The sequence below is a fragment of the Dechloromonas sp. ARDL1 genome (assembly GCF_051122455.1).
Classification (GTDB): Bacteria; Pseudomonadota; Gammaproteobacteria; order Burkholderiales; family Rhodocyclaceae; genus Azonexus.
Genome location: NZ_CP168939.1, coordinates 1,402,635 through 1,421,201, shown reverse-complemented (window position 1 = coordinate 1,421,201; position 18,567 = coordinate 1,402,635). Strand labels below are relative to the sequence as shown.

Below are 18,567 nucleotides of genomic sequence, written 5' to 3'. Positions count from 1 at the left end.
ATGGCCTGTCAAGGCTGGTTCCACCACCGCAGGCTGCCTTGATAGGCCATCCTGCTCGCTTATAACCCTGCAGGCCGGGTGTGGCGGTGTATCCACGGAGAAAGATCATGGCAGTTGCCCTTTATGCTCGGGTATCTACGGTAAAGCAGGCCGAGAAGGATTTATCCATTCCCGACCAGATACGGCAGATGCAGGACTGGTGCGCGGCACAAGGCTATGTCGTCGCTGAAACCTACATCGAACCCGGTGCATCGGCCACCGATGACCGTCGCCCCGTCTTCCAGCAGATGATCGCCGAGGCCACCCAAAAGCCATCGCCCTTTGAAGCCATCATCGTGCACAGCCTGTCGCGTTTCTTCCGCGATGCTTTGGAGTTCGCCCTCTATGAACGTGACCTGAAAAAGGTCGGGGTTCGACTGATCTCGATCACCCAGCAAACCAGCGATGATCCCTCCGGCGAGATGGCCCGCAAAATCTTCTCGATCTTCGACGAGTACCAGAGCAAGGAAAACGGCAAGCACACCCTACGCGCCATGAAGGAGAACGCCCGCCAAGGCTACTGGAACGGCTCGCGGCCTCCCTTTGGTTACAAGACCGTCGAAGCGGAAAAGTTCGGCAACAAGGGCAAGCGCAAACAACGACTGGCGATTGATCCCGCTGAATCGGGGTTGGTGAAGCGTATCTTTGAGTTGTACCTCAACGGCAAAGGCGATGGCCCGATGGGAGCCAAACAGATTGCCAGCTACTTGAACGAATCCGGACGCAAACATCGGGCATCAGCCTGGACACGAAGCCGGGTACATGAAGTCCTGTCGAATCGCACCTATATGGGCGAGTTTTATTTCAACCGGATGGAGGACAAAACCAAACGGGCCAAGCCGGAATCAGAATGGATTCTGCTCAAGGTTGATCCGATCATCGAGGCGGAACAGTTCTATGCGGTGCAACAACGCAAAGCCTCTCGCAGCTTTGACAAAGTGGCACCGAGCATCATTGGTTCCGATACCTTGCTCACTGGCCTGATCAAATGCGGCTGCTGCCATTCAGGCATGACGACGGCCACCGGCAAAGGTGGGCGCTATCGCTATTACAAGTGCAATACGCGCATTGCCAAGCACATCAACCACTGCAGTAATCCGGCTGTGTCGATGCCGAAGATGGATGCCGCGGTGCTGGATGTGCTGGCTGACAAGCTCTTTACGCCAGAGCGGGTGAAAGACATTCTCGGCCAACTGCAGAAGCAATTGAAAACCGCCAGGGCAAACGAAGCCGATGAGATCAAAGTTCTGCGGGACGAACTCAAGGAACTCGAACAGCGCAGCGAACGGCTATTCGAAGCGGTTGAGAAAGGTGTTCTGCCGCTCGATGCTCATCTGCAACAGCGTAGCCATCGGATTCAGGCGAGAAGGCAGGAAGTGCTAACGCAGATGGCAGGCTACAAGCGCCGCCAGCAAATGCCGACGATCAAGCCGAAACAGATTGATCTGTTCTGCCAAGCCTTGCGCATGAAGCTGAAAGAAGGAAAACCGGGATTTGCCAAACAGTATCTGCGCTACTTCGTCAGCGAGATTCGCGTGACCGGCAATCAGGTGGTGATGACTGGCAGTAATGCAGCTTTGGCTGCGGCCATCGCAGAAACAAAAAAGGGCACCTCTTGCGAAGTGCCCAAATCTGTATTCGGTTGGCTCCCCGACCTGGGCTCGAACCAGGGACCTACGGATTAACAGTCCGGCGCTCTACCGACTGAGCTATCGGGGAACAGAGGTGCGCATTATAGGAGTAGAATCACCTTCGGTCAAGCCGTTTGCGCCTTTTTGAACAACAATAATATACGGATATGAACACAAATCTAATCTACGCAAAAACACCGGCTGGTGACGAAGCGGTCCGGCAGAGTACACGCGTTGTCCAACGAAACCTGCGCATGGTTCTGGTGCAGGTTGATGGGAAGATGAGTGTTCAGGAGCTGTCTGCCAAAATTGGAAATCCCCGTCTTGTCGAAGCTGCATTGCGTGAATTGGTGGAGGGGGGATACATTCTTCCGTTACAGCCGGAGGATCAGGCCTGGATAGAGCGTGACAGGGTGGTGGAAAATACCGGGCAGCACGAATTGCAGCAACCGATGTCCCAATTCTCGGTTTTTGGTGCAAAAACGACGACGCTTCCGAACTCATCCGATTCGCCAAGTGCAGCCAGCAGTTTTTCGTCCTTTGGCAAGCCGATATTGCCGACAAGAGGGAATACTGATGCAGGAGGTTTCAAGCCGTCGATGATGCCACCACCGTTTCAGATCGAGCGGGAGATTGCTCCGGATACACGGCAACCGGTGCGTATGAAAGCTCGGCACCTGGGGTGGTCAATTTTTATCCTGGGGCTCCTGGGGATCGGGGCTCTTCTGTTCTATCCGTATGAGCGTTTTTTGCCGGAGATTGAGGCGGCAGCCAGCAAGTTTGTCGGTATGCCGGTAAAGGTGAGTCGTCTTGGCTTGGCGGTTTATCCCACGCCTCACCTGAGGTTGGGTGGAGTTAAGTTGGGTGACGGCGGGGAAGGGCGCGTGGATGATATCCGCATTTTTTCACCATTGACCCTGTTAGGTAGCGCCCCGGTACGGATTTCGCGGATTGATGTCAGCGGCGTGCACTTGTCGCCAAAACAACTGGTTGCCTTGCCATTTTTTCAGCCCGGGGAGCTAAAGACGGAAGGGGCTTCCATTCGGAAATTGCGCGTCGAGCATTCCGAAGTCATTTTGGCGGAGGGGCTCGCGTTTTCTGAATTCACCGGTGAAATCAATTTCCGCGATGATGGAAGCTTGGAGAAGGCAACATTTGAAAGCAACGACCGGTGCTTGCTGATTGAAGCAAAGCCGGCATCGCTTGGAATAGCGCTGGATATCGAGGGGCGTGCCTGGAAAGCGACGGGGACACCGGTCGTTTTTGCGTCGCTGCAAGCCAGCGGGGTGCTGCAGGGCGACAAACTGCTTGTTCAGAACCTTGATACGACTTTCCTGGGGGGGATTCTGCGCGGCAATTGGCTTCTGGGTTGGGCTGACGGCTTGACCATGGCCGGGGAGGGATCGCTTGGCAGGCTGGATATGCGCAAGGTTGGCGCGGCATTTGCTCCATCCTTGAAAATGGAGGGGGAGTTGAGTGGGGCGTTCAAATTACGTGCCAAAGCTCGCAACTGGGAGGATTTGTGGCGAAACGTGGAGGCATCCCTGAGCTCCGAAGTATCCCGAGGCACGCTGCAGGGGCTCGACCTCGGCGAGGCGGCGCGGCGCAATGGTGTTTCGGATGTTCGTGGCGGGGCGACCAAATTTGATTGGTTGCGTTCGACGCTATTAGTAACGCCAAAACAGATTGCTTCGAGGGATGTGCGGATGGATGCCGGTATGGTGACCGCCACCGGCCAGTTCGTCGCAGGCCGCGATGGGCTGGTCGAGGGACATTTGGTGGTTGTCCTGCAGTCATCGGTTGCCAGGGCGAATGTTCCGCTTCGAATCCATGGAACCTTGCCTGATTTGACGGCTGTTGGGCAAAAATGAAAAAGGCGGAACCGTAGTTCCGCCCTTTTTTAATCAGCCCGGGGTTTCGATTCAGGCTTTGGTGACTGCCGCGATCGCTTTGGCGACATAGTCGAGGTTCTTCGTATTCAAAGCAGCCAGGCAGATACGGCCGGTCGACACGGCATAAATGCCGAACTCGTCCTTCATGCGCTCAACCTGAGCAGCGCTCAGGCCGGTGTAGGAGAACATGCCGCGTTGCTGGGCTACGAAAGAGAAATCCTGTGCGCAGCCAGTTGCCTTGATGGCATCGACCAGGCCGGTACGCATGGCGCGGATACGGTCACGCATGCCGGCCAGTTCGGCTTCCCACTGCGCGCGCAGTTCGGCCGAGGCGAGAACGCCTGCAACCAGGGCGCCGCCATGGGTCGGCGGGTTGGAGTAGTTGGTGCGGATAACGCGCTTGACCTGCGACATGACACGAGCCGATTCATCCTTGCCGGCGGTGACGATGGACAGGGCACCAACGCGCTCGCCGTACAGCGAGAAATTTTTGGAGAAGGAACTGGAGGCAAAGAATTGCAGGCCAGACTTCGAGAAGGCACGGACAGCGACAGCGTCGGCATCGATACCGTCGGCAAAGCCCTGGTAGGCCATGTCGAGGAAGGGTACCAGGCCGCGTTCCTGGCAGATGGCGACGACTTCGCCCCACTGGGCATCGCTCAGGTCGGCGCCGGTCGGGTTGTGGCAGCAGGCGTGCAGGATGATGATGGAGCCGGCATCCAGCCCCTTCAGGCAGGCCTTCATGCCATCAAAGTTAACGCCACGGGTGGCGGCATCGTAGTACGGGTAGTTTTCGACGACGAAGCCAGCGGACTCGAACAGCGCGCGGTGGTTTTCCCAGGACGGGTCGCTGATATAAACCTTGGCGTTCGGATTCAGGCGCTTCAGATAGTCGGCACCGATCTTCAGGGCGCCAGTGCCGCCGAGAGCCTGGGCGGTGATAACCTGGCCATTGGCGATCAGCTCGGAGTCCTTGCCGAGCAGCAGGTTCTGCACAGCAGCGTTATAGGCCGGGTTGCCTTCGATCGGCTGGTAGCCGCGTGGCAGGCCTGCCTTGACGCGGGTTTCCTCGGCGGCCTTGATGGCGGCCAGTAGCGGGATCTTGCCGTTGTCGTCGAAGTACACGCCAACGCCCAGGTTAACCTTGGTGGTGCGCGTATCGGCGTTGAAGGCTTCGTTCAGACCGAGGATAGGATCGCGCGGGGCCATTTCCACCGCTGCGAAGATCGAAGAGGACATAAGAACTCCGTGGAATAATACGAATGATGATCACGCAGCACGCTTGCCACGCGAGAGAAAACCGAAGAATTTTAGCATGACCGAAACCAACACCTCCACGCCGGTTGTCACCTTCGATAACAGTCCTTATCGGTTGCATCAGCCATTTCCGCCGGCAGGCGATCAACCGGCAGCCATTAACCAATTGGTCGAAGGCATAGAGGACGGTTTGTCGTTCCAGACCTTGCTCGGTGTGACCGGTTCCGGGAAAACCTATTCCATGGCCAACGTCATTGCTCGCACCGGTCGGCCGGCGCTGGTTCTGGCGCCGAACAAGACGCTGGCGGCGCAGTTGTATTCGGAATTCAAGGAATTTTTTCCCGAAAATGCAGTCGAGTATTTCGTGTCCTACTACGATTACTATCAGCCAGAAGCCTACGTGCCGTCGCGTGATCTGTTCATCGAAAAAGACAGTTCGATCAACGATCACATCGAGCAGATGCGGCTATCGGCGACCAAGAGCCTGATCGAGCGTCGCGACGTGGTGATTGTTGCGACGGTGTCATGCATCTACGGCATTGGCGACCGTGACGAATACCACAACATGATTCTGACCATGCGTGTCGGAGATCGGCTCGACCAGCGGGCCATCGTCAAGCGTTTGACGGATATGCAGTATGAGCGCAACGAGATGGATTTCCATCGCGGGACGTTCCGTGTGCGCGGCGACATCATCGATGTCTTTCCGGCCGAACATGCCGAGCACGCTATCCGTATTTCGCTGTTCGACGACGAAATCGAGGGACTGCAGTTCTTCGATCCGTTGACCGGACATTTGCTGCATAAGGCTCTTCGCTTCACGGTGTTTCCAGCATCGCATTACGTAACGCCGAGGGCCACGGTATTGCGCGCCATCGACGCCATCAAGGAGGAACTGAGAGAGCGGGTCGGCTGGTTTGCGGCCAATAACAAGCTGGTTGAGGCGCAGCGCATTGAGCAGCGAACCAAGTTCGATCTCGAGATGCTCGACCAGATCGGATTCTGCAAGGGCATCGAGAACTACTCGCGACATTTTTCCGGACGCAAGGCTGGCGAGGCTCCGCCAACGCTGATCGATTATCTGCCGCCCGACGCCCTGATGTTCATCGACGAATCACACGTTTCCATCGGTCAGGTTGGCGGTATGTACAAGGGCGACCGCTCGCGCAAGGAAAACCTGGTCGATTACGGGTTTCGACTGCCTTCTGCGCTGGATAACCGGCCGCTACAGTTCAACGAGTTTGAAGCGCACATGCGGCAGACTGTTTTCGTTTCAGCGACTCCTGCCGATTACGAGCAGCAGCATGCAGGACAGGTTGTCGAGCAGGTGGTCCGCCCGACCGGGCTGATCGACCCCGAGGTCGTGGTCCGGCCGGCATCGACCCAGGTCGACGATTTACTGGTCGAAATCGGCAAGCGGGTGTCGGTCGGGGAGCGCGTTTTGGTGACGACGCTGACTAAGCGTATGGCCGAGGATTTGACTGATTTTCTGGGCGACAACGGCATCAAGGTTCGCTACCTCCATTCGGATATCGATACCGTCGAGCGGGTCGAGATCATTCGTGACCTTCGCCTTGGTGAATTCGACGTCCTCGTCGGCATCAACTTGTTGCGCGAGGGGCTGGATATTCCCGAGGTGTCGCTGGTCGCCATTCTTGATGCGGACAAGGAGGGCTTCCTGCGTTCGGAGCGTTCGCTGATCCAGACCATTGGGCGTGCCGCGCGTCACATCCATGGCACAGCTATCCTCTATGCTGATAAAGTTACGCAATCCATGCAGCGTGCCATTGCCGAAACGGAACGCCGGCGTGAAAAGCAGATCAGCTTCAATCAGGAACACGGTATTACGCCGCGCGGGGTATCGAAGAAGATCAAGGACATCATTGATGGCGTCTACGATACGGCCTCGCTCCAGAGCGAATTGAAAGCTGCTCAGCAACAGGCGGCCTACGAGGCCATGGATGAAAAGACAGTGGCCAGGGAGATCAAGCGCCTCGAAAAGCAGATGATGGAGTGCGCCAAGAACCTGGAATTCGAAAAAGCGGCGGTGGCCCGCGACGAATTGTTCCTGCTCAAGGAGCGTGTATTCGGTGCGGCACGACACGACGCGGACGGAGATAAGTAAAAATGACTTACCGCGTGCTTCTGGTGTGCATGGGTAACATATGCCGCTCCCCAACCGCAGAGGGAGTGCTTCGTTATTTTATTAAAATCAACAATCTTGGTGACAAAGTTGAAGTTGATTCTGCGGGGACGCATGGCTATCACGTCGGTGAAGCGCCGGATTCCCGGACTCAGCGCGCTGCGTCGGCACGGGGTTACAACCTGTCTCAACTCAGGGCGCGCAAGGTCGCACGCCAGGACCTGGACTACTTTGACCTGATCCTGGCCATGGACAAGAGCAATCTGGACAATCTCAAGCGTATGGCTTCGCCGGAGCAGCAGGAGCGGATCAGGCTATTCATGGATTACGCCAGGAACTTCGACGATGACGAAGTGCCCGATCCTTACTACGGACTGGGACATGGCTTCGACCTAGTGCTGGATATGGTCGAGGACGCTTCGTTGGGATTGATCGAGGACATCCGGAAGCGACTCGGACGTTCCTGACCCTCGCTTGCTGCAGGCAAAAAAATGGCACCCATCGGGTGCCATTTTCATTGGAGTGGATGAGGCGCTATTTGGCCGTTTCCACCATGACCAGCGGTTCGTCGGCCGCCAGGGCCGGCGATTTCTGTTTGCGCGGGCGTCCCAGCTTGATCGGTGCTTCAGCCTGCGCAGCGATGATCGGCGTGGCGGTCGTCTGCACCATGACTAGGCCGCTGTCAGCCAGGACGGCATCGAGGTTGACTGGTGCCGCTGCGATGATGGCGGGCTTTTCCTCGGGGGCAGCTTCGACGACGATAGCGGCGGGGGCAGGTTCGGTCGCTTGCGGTTCCTCTGCGAGCACCGCCACTTCCGGTGCCGCAGCGTGCAGGGCGGTTTCCATGGCGGCAGCCGTCGCCACAACAGGTTCTGCGCTGGATTCAGCGACGGGTTCTACAGTAGTCGAGGGTTCAATCGCCGGAATCACCACGACAACCGGTTCCTGGCTTGCGGGAGCAGGTTCGAATACTTCTGGTGCGGAAAGGGTGTCGGCAACAATGGGGGTTGCGGCAGACTCTGCCTCATTCCGACGCTCGCCACGACCACGCCCACCGCGACGGCCGCGACGGCGACCGCCTTGCTCTTCGTTGTTGGTGTCCGGGGTTTCATTGGCGCCAGCCGGAGCGACAACGGCCGATGCTTCGGTCGCGACGGCGGCGAGTTTGGTTTCTACGGCCTCCGGTTGCTGGCGCTCGCGGCGCTCCTTGCGCTCGCCGCGCGGACGACGCTCCTGACGCTCACTCGCATTGGTTGCCGATTCTTCCTGGGCCGGCTTGTCCACGTTGCGTTCGTTACGGCTGCCACGGTCCTTGTTGCGCTCGCCACGTTCGCCACGCTCTTCATCGCGGCGGTTGCCATTGCGGCCACCACGGCGGCCGTCGCGGTCGCGGCGGTTTTCGGAACGCCCTTCACGCGGCTTCTTGGCGGGTTCAGGAGCGGCAACGGGTTCAACCGGCTGCGGCTCGGACCGGAACCAGGAGAAGATCTTGGAGAACAAGCCAGCTTCCTGCTTCACGGCAACCGGTGCGGGGGCTGGGGTGTCAACCTTCTCCGCAACGATCGGTGCGGGCTGCTCAGGCGAAACGCCCTTGATGGCGGCTTCCTGGCGCGGCTTGGCGGCCTCTTGCTGCGTAGCCTGCTTGATCGCATCCTCGATCGGCATGTCGACCATCTTGTAGGATGGTTCGCGCGAGTCGTCGTGGTTCAGGTCATCATGGCGCAGGCGGGTGATCGTGTGCTGCGGCGTTTCCAGATGAACGTTCGGAATGAGCAGGATGGTGACCTTGTGGCGCAGTTCGATGGCCTGGATGTCCGGGCGCTTCTCGTTGAGCAGGAAGGTCGCGACATCGACCGGAACCTGGACATGCACGGCGCCGGTGTTTTCCTTCATCGACTCCTCTTCCAGGATGCGCAGGATATGCAGCGCAGCGGATTCGGTGGAGCGGATGTGGCCGGTGCCGGTGCAGCGCGGGCAAGGGATGTAGCTGGTTTCGGCGAGGGCAGGACGCAGGCGTTGACGCGACAGTTCCATCAGGCCGAAGCGGCTGATCTTGCCCATCTGAACACGGGCACGGTCGAAACGCAGCGCATCGCGCAGGCGGTTTTCAACTTCGCGCTGATTCTTGGCGTTCTCCATGTCGATGAAGTCGATCACGATCAGGCCACCCAAGTCGCGCAGACGCAACTGGCGGGCCAGTTCTTCGGCGGCTTCAAGGTTGGTTTTGAACGCGGTTTCCTCGATATCGGAACCCTTGGTGGCGCGACCCGAGTTCACGTCGACGGCGACCAGTGCTTCGGTGTGGTCGATAACGATGGCGCCGCCGGACGGCAGATTGACTTGGCGAGCGAAGGCCGTCTCGATCTGGTGCTCGATCTGGAAGCGTGAGAACAGTGGTACGTCGTCGCGGTAGCGTTTAACGCGATTGACGTTGCCCGGCATGACAGTGCCCATGAAGGCGCGGGCCTGTTCGTACACTTCGTCGGTGTCAATCAGGATTTCGCCGATGTCCGGCTGGAAGTAATCGCGGATGGCGCGGATGACCAAGCTGCCTTCAAGGTAGATCAGGAAAGCACCGGATTGCTGTTGAGCGGCACCTTCGATGGCGGTCCACAACTGCAGCAGGTAATTCAAGTCCCACTGCAGTTCTTCCGCTTGACGGCCGATGGCAGCGGTGCGGGCGATCAGGCTCATGCCGTTGGGCACTTCGAGTTGATCCATGACTTCGCGCAGTTCGGCTCGCTCGTCGCCGTCAACACGACGGGAAACGCCACCGCCGCGTGGATTGTTCGGCATCAACACCAGATAGCGGCCGGCCAGCGAGACGTAGGTGGTCAGGGCGGCGCCCTTGTTGCCGCGTTCGTCCTTGTCGACCTGGACGATTAGTTCCTGACCTTCCTTGAGCGCCTCGTTGATCTTGGCGCGACCGACTTCTGTACCCGGCTGGAAATAGGAGCGGGAGACTTCCTTGAACGGCAGGAAGCCGTGGCGATCGGCACCGTAATCGACGAAGCAGGCTTCGAGGGACGGTTCGATCCGGGTGATGACACCCTTGTAGATGTTGCTTTTGCGTTGTTCCTTGGCGGCGGATTCAATGTCGAGATCAATCAGTTTCTGACCGTCGACAATGGCGACACGGAGTTCTTCCGCCTGTGTCGCATTGAAGAGCATGCGTTTCATTATTTTCGGGCTCCAGCGCACATCGGCACGCTGCAACGAAACGCCTTGGCAGGCAGCGACTATTCTTTATCGGGTTGCGTTCATGTTGGTGATGAGGGCAAAGGCGACTGGAAGGTGCTGATCAACAAACGGCCGCGTGTTTTTTATTGAAATGCGCGACCTGAAAATTCCTGCCACTGGCAATCGTGCGTGCTTACCGTGGGCTTATCCATTAACATCACTACTTTTGGTGAGTGAACTTAACCAGTCGTTTTACGTTGGTCTGGCCTGAGCAATTGGCGCAGGTGAGACTTCGAAGCCTGCCGCTTGGCGGTCGCGCCAGTGGAGCGAGGGCGAACGGTCTGACGGTTCGGCATCTCTTGCAAACCGAGACGTAAAACGTGGGCAGTATATTAGAAAATGAATGGCGTAGGTAACAATTCAGTCGCATATGTCGTGATCGGCGACGAAGAACAAGGTCAGCGTCTCGACAACTTCTTGATACGCTGCTGCAAGGGGGTTCCCAAGAGCCACATTTACCGGATATTGCGTAGTGGCGAAGTGCGGGTAAATAGTAAACGAGTCGATGCCACCTATCGTTTACGTGCAGGCGACAATTTACGCATTCCGCCGATTCGCATTGCCGAAAGGCCGCAAAACGAAGTCGATGAGGCCGCAAAACAGCGTGTCGAATTGCCGATTATTTACGAAGATGACGCCATGCTGGTAATCGACAAGCCAGAAGGCGTGGCAGTGCATGGCGGTAGTGGAGTCAGTTTCGGCGTCATCGAAGCCCTGCGTCGGCAGCGGCCACAGGCCAAGTTTCTCGAACTGGCGCACCGACTCGATCGTGAAACATCGGGGGTATTGCTGGTCGGCAAGAAGCGTCTGGCCCTGACGGCTTTGCATGACATGTTTCGCGAACATGGTGCCGGTGCGGACAAGCGCTACCTCGTCCTGGTCAAGGGGCGCTGGATGAACAACACCCAACATGTGAAGCTGCCGCTGCACAAATACTTGACTGAGGGCGGTGAGCGGCGGGTGTCGGTTGATCCGCAAGGCAAGGCTTCGCACACGGTGTTCCGCCTGCTGGCGCGCTGGCCGGAAATGAGCCTGCTCGAGGCGCAATTGAAAACCGGCCGTACCCATCAGATTCGTGTTCATCTGGCGCATCTGGGTTTTCCGATCCTGGGCGACGAGAAATATGGCGATTTCGCCCTCAACAAACAATTGAAGCGGGATGGGCTGAAACGCATGGCACTGCACGCTTGGAGAATGGCTTTCCGCCATCCGCTGACTGCTTCACCGCTGGAGTGCTTGGCTCCTTTGCCCAACGGAATTGGAAGTTATATTGCAGCGATCGATGCCAAGCAGAGTCGCGAAATCTCCGCTGAAAACTACGAACAGATTTTTGCCGCATTATGAAATACGAAATGCTTGTCTTTGACTGGGATGGTACGTTGCTCGATTCGGCGGGCGCCATCGTGCGCGCCATTCAAGCTTCCTGTTGCGATCTCGGTTTGCCGGTGCCGGAGGATGCTCAGGCGCGTCATGTCATCGGCCTCGGGCTGGTCGATGCCATGCGCCATGCTGTTCCGGAACTGACGCCGGATCGTTATCAGGCCATGGTCGATCGTTACCGCTTTCACTATCTTTCCGGAGATCAGCAACTGATGCTGTTTGATGGTGTTCCGGAGATGCTTGGGCGACTGAGGCGCGATGGTCATGTCCTGGCGGTGGCTACTGGCAAGAGCAGGGTGGGTCTGGAGCGCGCCCTTGATCATTCCGGACTTCGTCCGATGTTTCAGGCCTCTCGTTGTGCAGATGAGTGCCACTCGAAGCCTCACCCACAAATGCTGGATGAATTGATGGCGGAGTTTGGTATGACGCAAGCAGCAACGGTCATGATCGGCGATACCTCGCATGACTTGCTCATGGCTCGAAACGCTGGGGTCGATGCATTGGCGGTGACTTATGGCGCCCATCCGCACGACCACTTGCTGGATCACAAGCCTGTGGCGTGTCTGCATTCGGTGAGTGAGCTCAATCAATGGCTGAAGAACTTCGCCTGATTTGCAGTAGTGGTGACGTCGTCGAAGCTGGCAAGGGCTTTCGCTTCACCGTTGAGCGCTATGGCCGAGAGGTTCCGGCATTCATCATCCGCTTTCGTAGTGTGGTTTATGGCTATTTCAATGAATGCGGCCATGTTCCGGCAGAGCTGGATTGGATGCCAGGCGAATTCTTCGACGATTCCAAGCTATACTTGATTTGCTCGATCCATGGCGCGCTTTATGCTCCGGATTCGGGCCGATGTCTCGGTGGGCGTTGTCAGGGCAAGGGACTCAAGCCGCTGAAAATTCGAGAGATTGACGAAAAGATTTTGCTGGAGCAGAAAAGATAATTATGGATACTTCCCAACCCCCGAACAATGATTCCAACTGGGAGCGCAAAACCCTGGAAAAACTGGTTTTCGCCGCTCTCGATGAGCAGCGATCCCGACGGCGCTGGGGGATTGCCTTCAAGATATTTGGGTTTGGTTATCTCTTGGCGGTCCTTGTTGCTGTGGTTGATTGGGGGGCTAGTGCCGAGCATCAGGAGCGGCATACGGCCATGGTCAACATGATGGGGGTGATCGAGGCGAAGGGCGATGCCAGCGCAGAGAATCTGGTTGCAGCGCTCAACAGCGCTTTCGAGGAAAAGAACGCTGTTGGCGTCATTCTGCGTATCAACAGCCCGGGGGGGAGCCCGGTTCAGGCCGGAATCGTCAACGACGAAATTCGTCGTTTGCGTACGAAATTTCCGGACAAGCCGCTTTATGCCGTGGTTGAAGATATGTGTGCTTCAGGTGGTTACTATGTTGCAGCTGCGGCAGATAATATTTACGTAAACAAAGCCAGCATCGTCGGGTCAATTGGGGTTTTGATGGATGGTTTTGGATTTACCGGAACAATGGACAAGTTTGGCGTCGAGCGCCGCTTGCTCACTGCCGGTGAAAACAAGGGCTTCCTCGACCCCTTCTCGCCCCAGGCACCGCAGCACAAAGCTCATGCCCAGTTGCTGCTCAACGACATTCACAAGCAGTTCATCGATGTCGTCAAGGCCGGGCGTGGCCAGCGTCTGAAGGAAACGCCGGACATGTTCTCCGGTTTGATGTGGACCGGTGCACAAAGTATTCAACTGGGATTGGCGGATGGCTACGGCAGCGTTGATTCGGTTGCCCGGGATGTCATCAAGGCGGAAAAGATCTTCGACTATTCGGTCAAGGACAACATTGCGGAACGTTTTGCCAAGCGCCTTGGCGCTGGAACTGCCGCAAGTTTCTGGAAGGGTATCTCGGAAAGCGCGCAGGGTGTGCGCCTTTTCTGACTCAGGCCAGTAGCAAGAAAACTGTCGGACGCCGCTCGATATCGGGTGGCGTTTGTTTTTTCCACTGTTGAATACTCAGTGTGCGTACGGTTTCGCTCGGCAGAGTCAGGTCCGTGGCGACTGTCAGTCGCGTTCCCGGCTGGCAACTACCGAGAATGGCATCAAACATGGCCCGGTTGCGATAGGGGGTCTCGATGAATAGCTGGGTCTGGTGGCGCTTGCGGGATTCGCTTTCCAGTTCTCGCAAGGTTTTGGTGCGTTCGGCTTCCTTGGTGGGCAGGTAGCCCTGGAATGCAAAGCGCTGTCCGTTCAATCCAGATGCCATCAGGGCGAGCAGCAGCGAAGATGGCCCGATCAGCGGCACGACGCGAATATTTTCCTTTTGCGCCAGTGCGACCAGATTGGCACCGGGATCGGCAACGGCGGGACAACCGGCCTCCGACAGCAGGCCGACATCGTTTCCGGCGAGCAATGGTGCGAGCAGTTCGGTCAGCGCTTCATTCTTGGTGTGCTCGTTCAGTTCCGAGAGCTGCAGTTCCTGCAGCGGCTTGTTGGTGCCAGCGGCCTTCAGGAAGGCGCGCGCGGTCTTGGCTTGCTCGACGATAAAATAGCTGAGCGGTCGTATTGTCTCCAATGTGGCGGGTGTCAGCGAATCCTGTGGTGGTGTCGGGCCCAGTGGAACCGGGATGAGGTATAGCGTTCCAGCCATCACAGTACCGCTATGCCTTGGCGGCGAAGCATGTCGCAGAGCGCGATCAAGGGCAGGCCGACAAGGGCGTTCGGGTCATCGCCGCGCATGCTGCTGAGGAGGGCAATACCAAGCCCTTCTGATTTGGCCGATCCGGCGCAGTTGTAGGCGGGTTCGCGGCGCAGATAGTTTTCGATTTCGTCGCTGCTCAGGTCGCGAAAGGTCACGAGTGTCGGAATGCCGCGCACATCTGCGAGGCCGGTCCGGGTGTTGAGTAGGCACAGTCCGGTGAAGAAATTGACGGTCTTGCCCGATAGTTGGTGCAATTGTTCGACGGCGCGTTCATGGTTCCCGGGTTTGCCGTAAATTTTCCCTTCGGCGGTGGCAACCTGGTCGCTGCCGATGATCAGCGCATCGGGGTAGGCGTCGGCAACGGCTCGAGCCTTGGCTTCGGAGAGGCGTAGCGACAATGCTTCCGGGGATTCCGATGGAAAAGGCGTTTCATCTGTTTGTGGGTTGGCAACCTCGAAGCGCAGCCCGAGGCGGTTCAACAATTCACGACGGTAAGGTGACGTCGAGGCCAGAATCAGTTTTTGTGACATGAAAGGCTCAATACAACAAAGTCTTGCATCGAACTCTTGAGGCGACACTTTGTTTTGACTTGGAAAGCCAAAAATAATATCATCCAATGTTTAAGTCGCAACAGCTCAAGATTGAAAAGAATTACGGACGTATTTCGCTTTGCCAAAGATGGGCGTGTTCTCGAGGGAACGCTACCTGTTTTGGCTCTTGAACGCCTGCATGATCTGCTGGCCGTTGTGGAGGGAGAGGTTTCCTTTCGCATCGAAGGTTTCAAGGGTGGGCGTGGCGAGTGCCTGCTGCAACTGGCGGTGACGGGGACGCTCCCGTTGGCTTGTCAGCGCTGCCTGAAGTCCGTGTCTTATAATCTCGATGTCGATAGCCTGCTGGAACTTGTTCCCGAAGGTGCCGAGCTATCGCAAGATGAGTTGGAAGACGACACCCGGGATTTCCTGCCGGTGGCGAAGGAACTGGATGTGGCCGAATTCGTGGAGGACGAGATCCTCTTGGCCCTGCCGGTGGCGCCGCGGCACGAAAAATGTGGTTTGCCTGGTGCGGCCGATGCGGGCGAGCGGATCAATCCGTTTGCAGCATTGTCCGGGCTTAAAGGCAAGCCGAACTGATTTTTTTTGGAGTAACAACATGGCCGTTCAACAGAACAAAAAGTCCCCGTCCAAGCGTGGCATGCATCGCGCCCACGATTTTATGACCAACCCGCCGCTGGCCGTCGAATCGACTACGGGCGAGGTTCATCTGCGTCACCACATCTCCCCGACCGGGTTCTATCGCGGTAAAAAAGTCCTGAAGGCCAAGGGCGAGTAATCGTTCAATGAAAGGCAGGCGGTTCGCAAAGAGCCGCCTGCCTTTTCTTTTGCCTATATGACAACCCGCATTGCCATCGATTGCATGGGGGGTGACCACGGTCCGTCAGTGACGGTGCCGGCGGCCATTCAATTTCTTGCGGAGCATATGTCTGCCAATCTCGTCCTGGTGGGTCAGGAGGAGGTTTTGCGGCCGTTGCTTGGCGAGCATGCCTCTGATTCCCGTATTCGCATCATTCACGCCTCCGAGGTCGTCGGCATGGATGAGTCTCCGGCCCTCGCGCTGCGCAACAAAAAAGACTCATCAATGCGGGTCGCCATCAACCAGGTCAAGACCGGAGAGGCTGACGCCTGCGTATCGGCTGGTAACACCGGTGCGCTGATGGCCATTTCCCGATTCGTGCTGAAGATGCTGCCTGGCATTGACCGGCCGGCGATCTGCGCGCCTTTGCCGACCGTCAATGGTCACACCCACATGCTGGACCTCGGGGCCAACGTGGATTGTGGGCCGGATCACCTGTTGCAGTTCGGCATCATGGGGGCCATGCTGGTTGCCGCCATGGAGCACAAGGCAGCACCGACCGTCGGCATCCTGAATATCGGCGAGGAAGAGATCAAGGGCAACGAAGTAGTTAAGGCAGCCGCCGAGCTATTGCGCGCATCGGGCCTCAACTTCGTCGGTAACGTCGAAGGTGACGGCATTTACAAAGGCGACGCTGATGTCATCGTGTGTGACGGCTTTGTCGGCAATGTCGCCCTGAAAACCTCAGAAGGTTTGGCTCAGATGCTGGCTTCGTCTTTGCGCGAGGAATTCAAGCGCAACTGGTTGACCAAGTTGGCTGCGCTGATTGCTATTTCCGTGCTCAACAACTTCAAACGCCGCTTCGATCATCGCCGCTACAACGGTGCGATCCTGCTTGGCCTGAAGGGCATTTCGGTTAAGAGCCACGGCTCGGCCGATGTGCTGGCCTTTGGTAATGCTATTTCCCGCGCCTACGATGCGGCTGAAAACCGCGTCCTGGAGCGCATTTCCAGCCGCATCGCAGAAATGATGCCGGCCCATGCTGCTGTGGAGAACGTCTGAATGTATGCACGCCTGATCGGTACCGGCAGTTATCTTCCGGGCAATCCAGTCAGCAACGACGACTTGGCGGCGCGCGGTATCGAAACCAACGATGAGTGGATCGTTACCCGTACCGGGATTCGCAGTCGCCATCTTGCCGAGCCAGGAACGACCTCGAGTGAACTGGGCCTGATTGCTGCGCAACGGGCGCTGGAGATGGCCGGGGTTACTGCTGCCGAAGTCGACCTGATCATCGTCGCCACCTCGACACCGGATTTCATCTTTCCGAGTACGGCCTGTCTGATTCAGGGCAAGCTGGGCAACAAGGGTGCTACGGCATTTGATGTGCAGGCCGTTTGCGCCGGATTTGCTTATGCCTTGGGAATTGCCGAAAAGTTCATTCGTTCCGGCAGCCACAAAAAGGTATTGGTCATCGGTGCCGAAGTATTTTCCCGTATTCTCGATTGGAACGACCGCGGCACCTGCGTATTGTTCGGTGACGGTGCCGGCGCCGTGGTGCTCGAGGCCTCGGAAAAGCCCGGTATCCTGGCCAGTGCAATGCACGCCGACGGTAGCTATGCGGGCATTCTCAATGTGCCAGGGCAGGTCTGCGGCGGCCAGGTGACCGGCGATCCCTTCCTGCGCATGGATGGTCAGGCCGTATTCAAGTTTGCCGTTCGCGTACTGGCTGAAATTGCCGAAGAGGTCTGTGTCAGCGCAGGCATGAAGACAACCGATGTCGATTGGCTTATTCCGCACCAGGCCAATATCCGCATTATCGAGGCGACCGGCAAGAAGCTGGGCATCGACCGCGAAAAGGTCATTGTCACCGTCGACCGCCATGGCAATACCTCGGCCGCGTCGGTGCCGTTGGCGCTTGACGCGGCGGTTCGCGACGGACGTATCAAGCCAGGCCAGAAGGTGTTGCTCGAAGGTATTGGCGGCGGTTTTGCCTGGGGCGCCGCCCTGCTCGAATTTTGATATCAGGAGACTGAACGATGTCTTTTGCTTTCGTATTTCCCGGCCAGGGCTCGCAGAGCGTTGGCATGATGGCTCCCTATGGCGACTCCGCCGTGGTTCGTGCCACTTTCGATGAAGCCTCCGCCGCCTTGGGCGATGACCTGTGGCAGATGGTCGCCGAAGGCCCGGCCGAGGTGCTGACCCAGACCGTGAATACCCAGCCGGTCATGCTGACTGCCGGTATCGCCGCCTGGCGCCTGTGGCAGGAGAAGGGCGGTCGGATGCCGGCCATGGTTGCAGGCCACAGCCTGGGCGAATATTCGGCGCTGGTCGCCGCCGGTGTCATCGCTTTCAAGGATGCCGTGCCGCTCGTCCGCTTGCGCGCCGCCGCCATGCAGGAAGCTGTTCCGCTCGGTACTGGCGCGATGGCCGCCGTGCTCGGTCTCGATAATGTCGGAATCGTTGCCGCTTGTGCAGAAGCCGCACAGGGCGAGGTTGTCGAACCGGTCAATTTCAACGCCAATGGCCAGACTGTGATCGCCGGCCACAAAGCAGCCGTCGAGCGCGCGATGGAAGCCTGTAAGGCGCGCGGTGCCAAAATGGCTAAGGCGCTGCCGGTGTCGGCACCTTTCCACTCTTCGCTGATCCGCCCTGCCGCCGACAAGCTGGCGGCCCGCTTGGCCGAACTGACGCTGCAGTCGCCAGCCATTCCGGTGGTCAACAACGTCGATGTCGCGATCGAGAATGATCCGTCCCGCATCAAGGACGCGCTGGTCCGACAGGCCTACAATCCGGTGCGCTGGGTGGAGACCATTCAGTTCATGGCCAGCCTGGGCATTACCATGGTCGCCGAATGCGGCCCGGGCAAGGTACTGGCCGGCCTGACCAAGCGCTGCGCCGACGGTGTCGCCGGTGTTGCGCTGGCCGATGTGGCAGCTATCGAAGCCAATCTCGGCCTGGAGTAATCGC

The 18,567-nt window shown here is 57.8% G+C and carries 17 protein-coding genes and 1 tRNA gene; 13 read left to right on the top strand and 5 right to left on the bottom strand.

The genetic code is table 11. The features are described 5' to 3' along the window. The first annotated feature begins 107 nt into the window (after nt 1-107). Nucleotides 108-1,724: a recombinase family protein gene (locus tag AB6Q56_RS06980; RefSeq protein WP_434517139.1), complete on the top strand. Its 1,617-nt coding sequence runs from the start codon at nt 108-110 to the stop codon at nt 1,722-1,724. Here AB6Q56_RS06980 and AB6Q56_RS06975 read toward each other — a convergent pair. Continuing rightward, nucleotides 1,683-1,758 (bottom strand) — tRNA-Asn (locus tag AB6Q56_RS06975). The two genes, AB6Q56_RS06980 and AB6Q56_RS06975, sit on opposite strands and share 42 nt — an antisense overlap. A gap of 166 nt (nt 1,759-1,924) precedes the next feature. On the opposite strand from AB6Q56_RS06975, the gene AB6Q56_RS06970 reads away from it, so the two are divergent. Beyond that, complete coding sequence (locus AB6Q56_RS06970) at nt 1,925-3,541, top strand: hypothetical protein (protein WP_434516352.1); 1,617 nt, start codon at nt 1,925-1,927, stop codon at nt 3,539-3,541. A gap of 51 nt (nt 3,542-3,592) precedes the next feature. On the opposite strand, the gene AB6Q56_RS06965 is transcribed toward AB6Q56_RS06970, so the two are convergent. Then, nucleotides 3,593-4,801 (bottom strand): aromatic amino acid transaminase, encoded by a 1,209-nt coding sequence (locus tag AB6Q56_RS06965; RefSeq protein ID WP_434516351.1) that lies wholly within the window; start codon nt 4,799-4,801, stop codon nt 3,593-3,595. 76 nt (nt 4,802-4,877) lie between these two features. Between AB6Q56_RS06965 and uvrB the strand changes: the two genes are divergently transcribed. Together uvrB and AB6Q56_RS06955 are read left to right on the top strand one after the other, a co-directional pair. Continuing rightward, nucleotides 4,878-6,944: an excinuclease ABC subunit UvrB gene (uvrB, locus tag AB6Q56_RS06960; protein ID WP_434516350.1), complete on the top strand. Its 2,067-nt coding sequence runs from the start codon at nt 4,878-4,880 to the stop codon at nt 6,942-6,944. 2 nt (nt 6,945-6,946) lie between these two features. Next, nucleotides 6,947-7,429 carry a low molecular weight protein-tyrosine-phosphatase gene (locus AB6Q56_RS06955; protein WP_434516349.1) on the top strand — a complete coding sequence of 161 codons (483 nt, stop codon included), beginning with the start codon at nt 6,947-6,949 and terminating at the stop codon, nt 7,427-7,429. 67 nt (nt 7,430-7,496) lie between these two features. On the opposite strand, the gene AB6Q56_RS06950 is transcribed toward AB6Q56_RS06955, so the two are convergent. Then, nucleotides 7,497-10,142: an Rne/Rng family ribonuclease gene (locus AB6Q56_RS06950; protein WP_434516348.1), complete on the bottom strand. Its 2,646-nt coding sequence runs from the start codon at nt 10,140-10,142 to the stop codon at nt 7,497-7,499. 399 nt (nt 10,143-10,541) lie between these two features. On the opposite strand from AB6Q56_RS06950, the gene AB6Q56_RS06945 reads away from it, so the two are divergent. The 4 genes from AB6Q56_RS06945 to AB6Q56_RS06930 are packed head-to-tail and all read left to right on the top strand — an operon-like array spanning nt 10,542 to nt 13,487. Further along, nucleotides 10,542-11,546: an RluA family pseudouridine synthase gene (locus tag AB6Q56_RS06945; RefSeq protein ID WP_434516347.1), complete on the top strand. Its 1,005-nt coding sequence runs from the start codon at nt 10,542-10,544 to the stop codon at nt 11,544-11,546. Between the two features lie 8 nt (nt 11,547-11,554). Further along, entirely contained in the window at nt 11,555-12,193 is a 639-nt protein-coding gene (locus AB6Q56_RS06940; protein WP_434516346.1) for an HAD family hydrolase, read from the top strand. Continuing rightward, entirely contained in the window at nt 12,172-12,522 is a 351-nt protein-coding gene (locus AB6Q56_RS06935; protein WP_434516345.1) for a Rieske (2Fe-2S) protein, read from the top strand. Before AB6Q56_RS06940 ends, AB6Q56_RS06935 begins: the two co-directional genes overlap by 22 nt. A gap of 2 nt (nt 12,523-12,524) precedes the next feature. Then, the gene (locus tag AB6Q56_RS06930) at nt 12,525-13,487 is read left to right on the top strand and encodes a S49 family peptidase (protein ID WP_434516344.1); all 963 of its coding nucleotides are present in this window, start codon (nt 12,525-12,527) and stop codon (nt 13,485-13,487) included. A gap of 1 nt (nt 13,488) precedes the next feature. Here AB6Q56_RS06930 and AB6Q56_RS06925 read toward each other — a convergent pair whose 3' ends face one another. Continuing rightward, nucleotides 13,489-14,196: an SAM-dependent methyltransferase gene (locus AB6Q56_RS06925; protein ID WP_434516343.1), complete on the bottom strand. Its 708-nt coding sequence runs from the start codon at nt 14,194-14,196 to the stop codon at nt 13,489-13,491. Beyond that, nucleotides 14,196-14,777 (bottom strand): Maf family protein, encoded by a 582-nt coding sequence (locus AB6Q56_RS06920; protein WP_434517138.1) that lies wholly within the window; start codon nt 14,775-14,777, stop codon nt 14,196-14,198. The genes AB6Q56_RS06925 and AB6Q56_RS06920 overlap by 1 nt, the downstream gene beginning before the upstream one ends. Nucleotides 14,778-14,888: 111 nt before the next feature. On the opposite strand from AB6Q56_RS06920, the gene AB6Q56_RS06915 reads away from it, so the two are divergent. From AB6Q56_RS06915 to fabD, 5 genes are read left to right on the top strand one after another with little or no spacing between them, the layout of a single operon-like run. Next, entirely contained in the window at nt 14,889-15,377 is a 489-nt protein-coding gene (locus tag AB6Q56_RS06915; protein ID WP_434516342.1) for a YceD family protein, read from the top strand. 19 nt (nt 15,378-15,396) lie between these two features. Further along, nucleotides 15,397-15,576 carry a 50S ribosomal protein L32 gene (gene rpmF, locus AB6Q56_RS06910; protein WP_434516341.1) on the top strand — a complete coding sequence of 60 codons (180 nt, stop codon included), beginning with the start codon at nt 15,397-15,399 and terminating at the stop codon, nt 15,574-15,576. A 57-nt stretch (nt 15,577-15,633) separates the two neighbouring features. Beyond that, a complete protein-coding gene (gene plsX, locus AB6Q56_RS06905; protein ID WP_434516340.1) occupies nt 15,634-16,659 on the top strand; it encodes a phosphate acyltransferase PlsX in 1,026 nt (341 codons plus the stop codon). After that, nucleotides 16,660-17,619: a beta-ketoacyl-ACP synthase III gene (locus AB6Q56_RS06900; RefSeq protein WP_434516339.1), complete on the top strand. Its 960-nt coding sequence runs from the start codon at nt 16,660-16,662 to the stop codon at nt 17,617-17,619. 17 nt (nt 17,620-17,636) lie between these two features. Beyond that, on the top strand, nt 17,637-18,563 hold the full coding sequence (gene fabD / locus AB6Q56_RS06895; protein ID WP_434516338.1) for an ACP S-malonyltransferase: 927 nt from the start codon (nt 17,637-17,639) through the stop codon (nt 18,561-18,563). Nucleotides 18,564-18,567: the final 4 nt, after the last annotated feature.

Excerpts from the sequence above, each read along its gene's own strand:
- fabD (WP_434516338.1), top strand. The coding sequence starts at position 17,637 with ATGTCTTTTGCTTTCGTATTTCCCGGCCAGGGCTCGCAGAGCGTTGGC.
- AB6Q56_RS06955 (WP_434516349.1), top strand. The coding sequence starts at position 6,947 with ATGACTTACCGCGTGCTTCTGGTGTGCATGGGTAACATATGCCGCTCC.
- rpmF (WP_434516341.1), top strand. The coding sequence starts at position 15,397 with ATGGCCGTTCAACAGAACAAAAAGTCCCCGTCCAAGCGTGGCATGCAT.
- AB6Q56_RS06930 (WP_434516344.1), top strand. The coding sequence starts at position 12,525 with ATGGATACTTCCCAACCCCCGAACAATGATTCCAACTGGGAGCGCAAA.
- AB6Q56_RS06970 (WP_434516352.1), top strand. The coding sequence starts at position 1,925 with ATGGTTCTGGTGCAGGTTGATGGGAAGATGAGTGTTCAGGAGCTGTCT.
- AB6Q56_RS06935 (WP_434516345.1), top strand. The coding sequence starts at position 12,172 with ATGGCTGAAGAACTTCGCCTGATTTGCAGTAGTGGTGACGTCGTCGAA.
- AB6Q56_RS06980 (WP_434517139.1), top strand. The coding sequence starts at position 108 with ATGGCAGTTGCCCTTTATGCTCGGGTATCTACGGTAAAGCAGGCCGAG.
- AB6Q56_RS06950 (WP_434516348.1), bottom strand. The coding sequence starts at position 10,142 with ATGAAACGCATGCTCTTCAATGCGACACAGGCGGAAGAACTCCGTGTC.
- plsX (WP_434516340.1), top strand. The coding sequence starts at position 15,634 with ATGACAACCCGCATTGCCATCGATTGCATGGGGGGTGACCACGGTCCG.
- AB6Q56_RS06945 (WP_434516347.1), top strand. The coding sequence starts at position 10,542 with ATGAATGGCGTAGGTAACAATTCAGTCGCATATGTCGTGATCGGCGAC.
- AB6Q56_RS06920 (WP_434517138.1), bottom strand. The coding sequence starts at position 14,777 with ATGTCACAAAAACTGATTCTGGCCTCGACGTCACCTTACCGTCGTGAA.
- AB6Q56_RS06925 (WP_434516343.1), bottom strand. The coding sequence starts at position 14,196 with ATGGCTGGAACGCTATACCTCATCCCGGTTCCACTGGGCCCGACACCA.
- AB6Q56_RS06940 (WP_434516346.1), top strand. The coding sequence starts at position 11,555 with ATGCTTGTCTTTGACTGGGATGGTACGTTGCTCGATTCGGCGGGCGCC.
- uvrB (WP_434516350.1), top strand. The coding sequence starts at position 4,878 with ATGACCGAAACCAACACCTCCACGCCGGTTGTCACCTTCGATAACAGT.
- AB6Q56_RS06965 (WP_434516351.1), bottom strand. The coding sequence starts at position 4,801 with ATGTCCTCTTCGATCTTCGCAGCGGTGGAAATGGCCCCGCGCGATCCT.
- AB6Q56_RS06900 (WP_434516339.1), top strand. The coding sequence starts at position 16,660 with ATGTATGCACGCCTGATCGGTACCGGCAGTTATCTTCCGGGCAATCCA.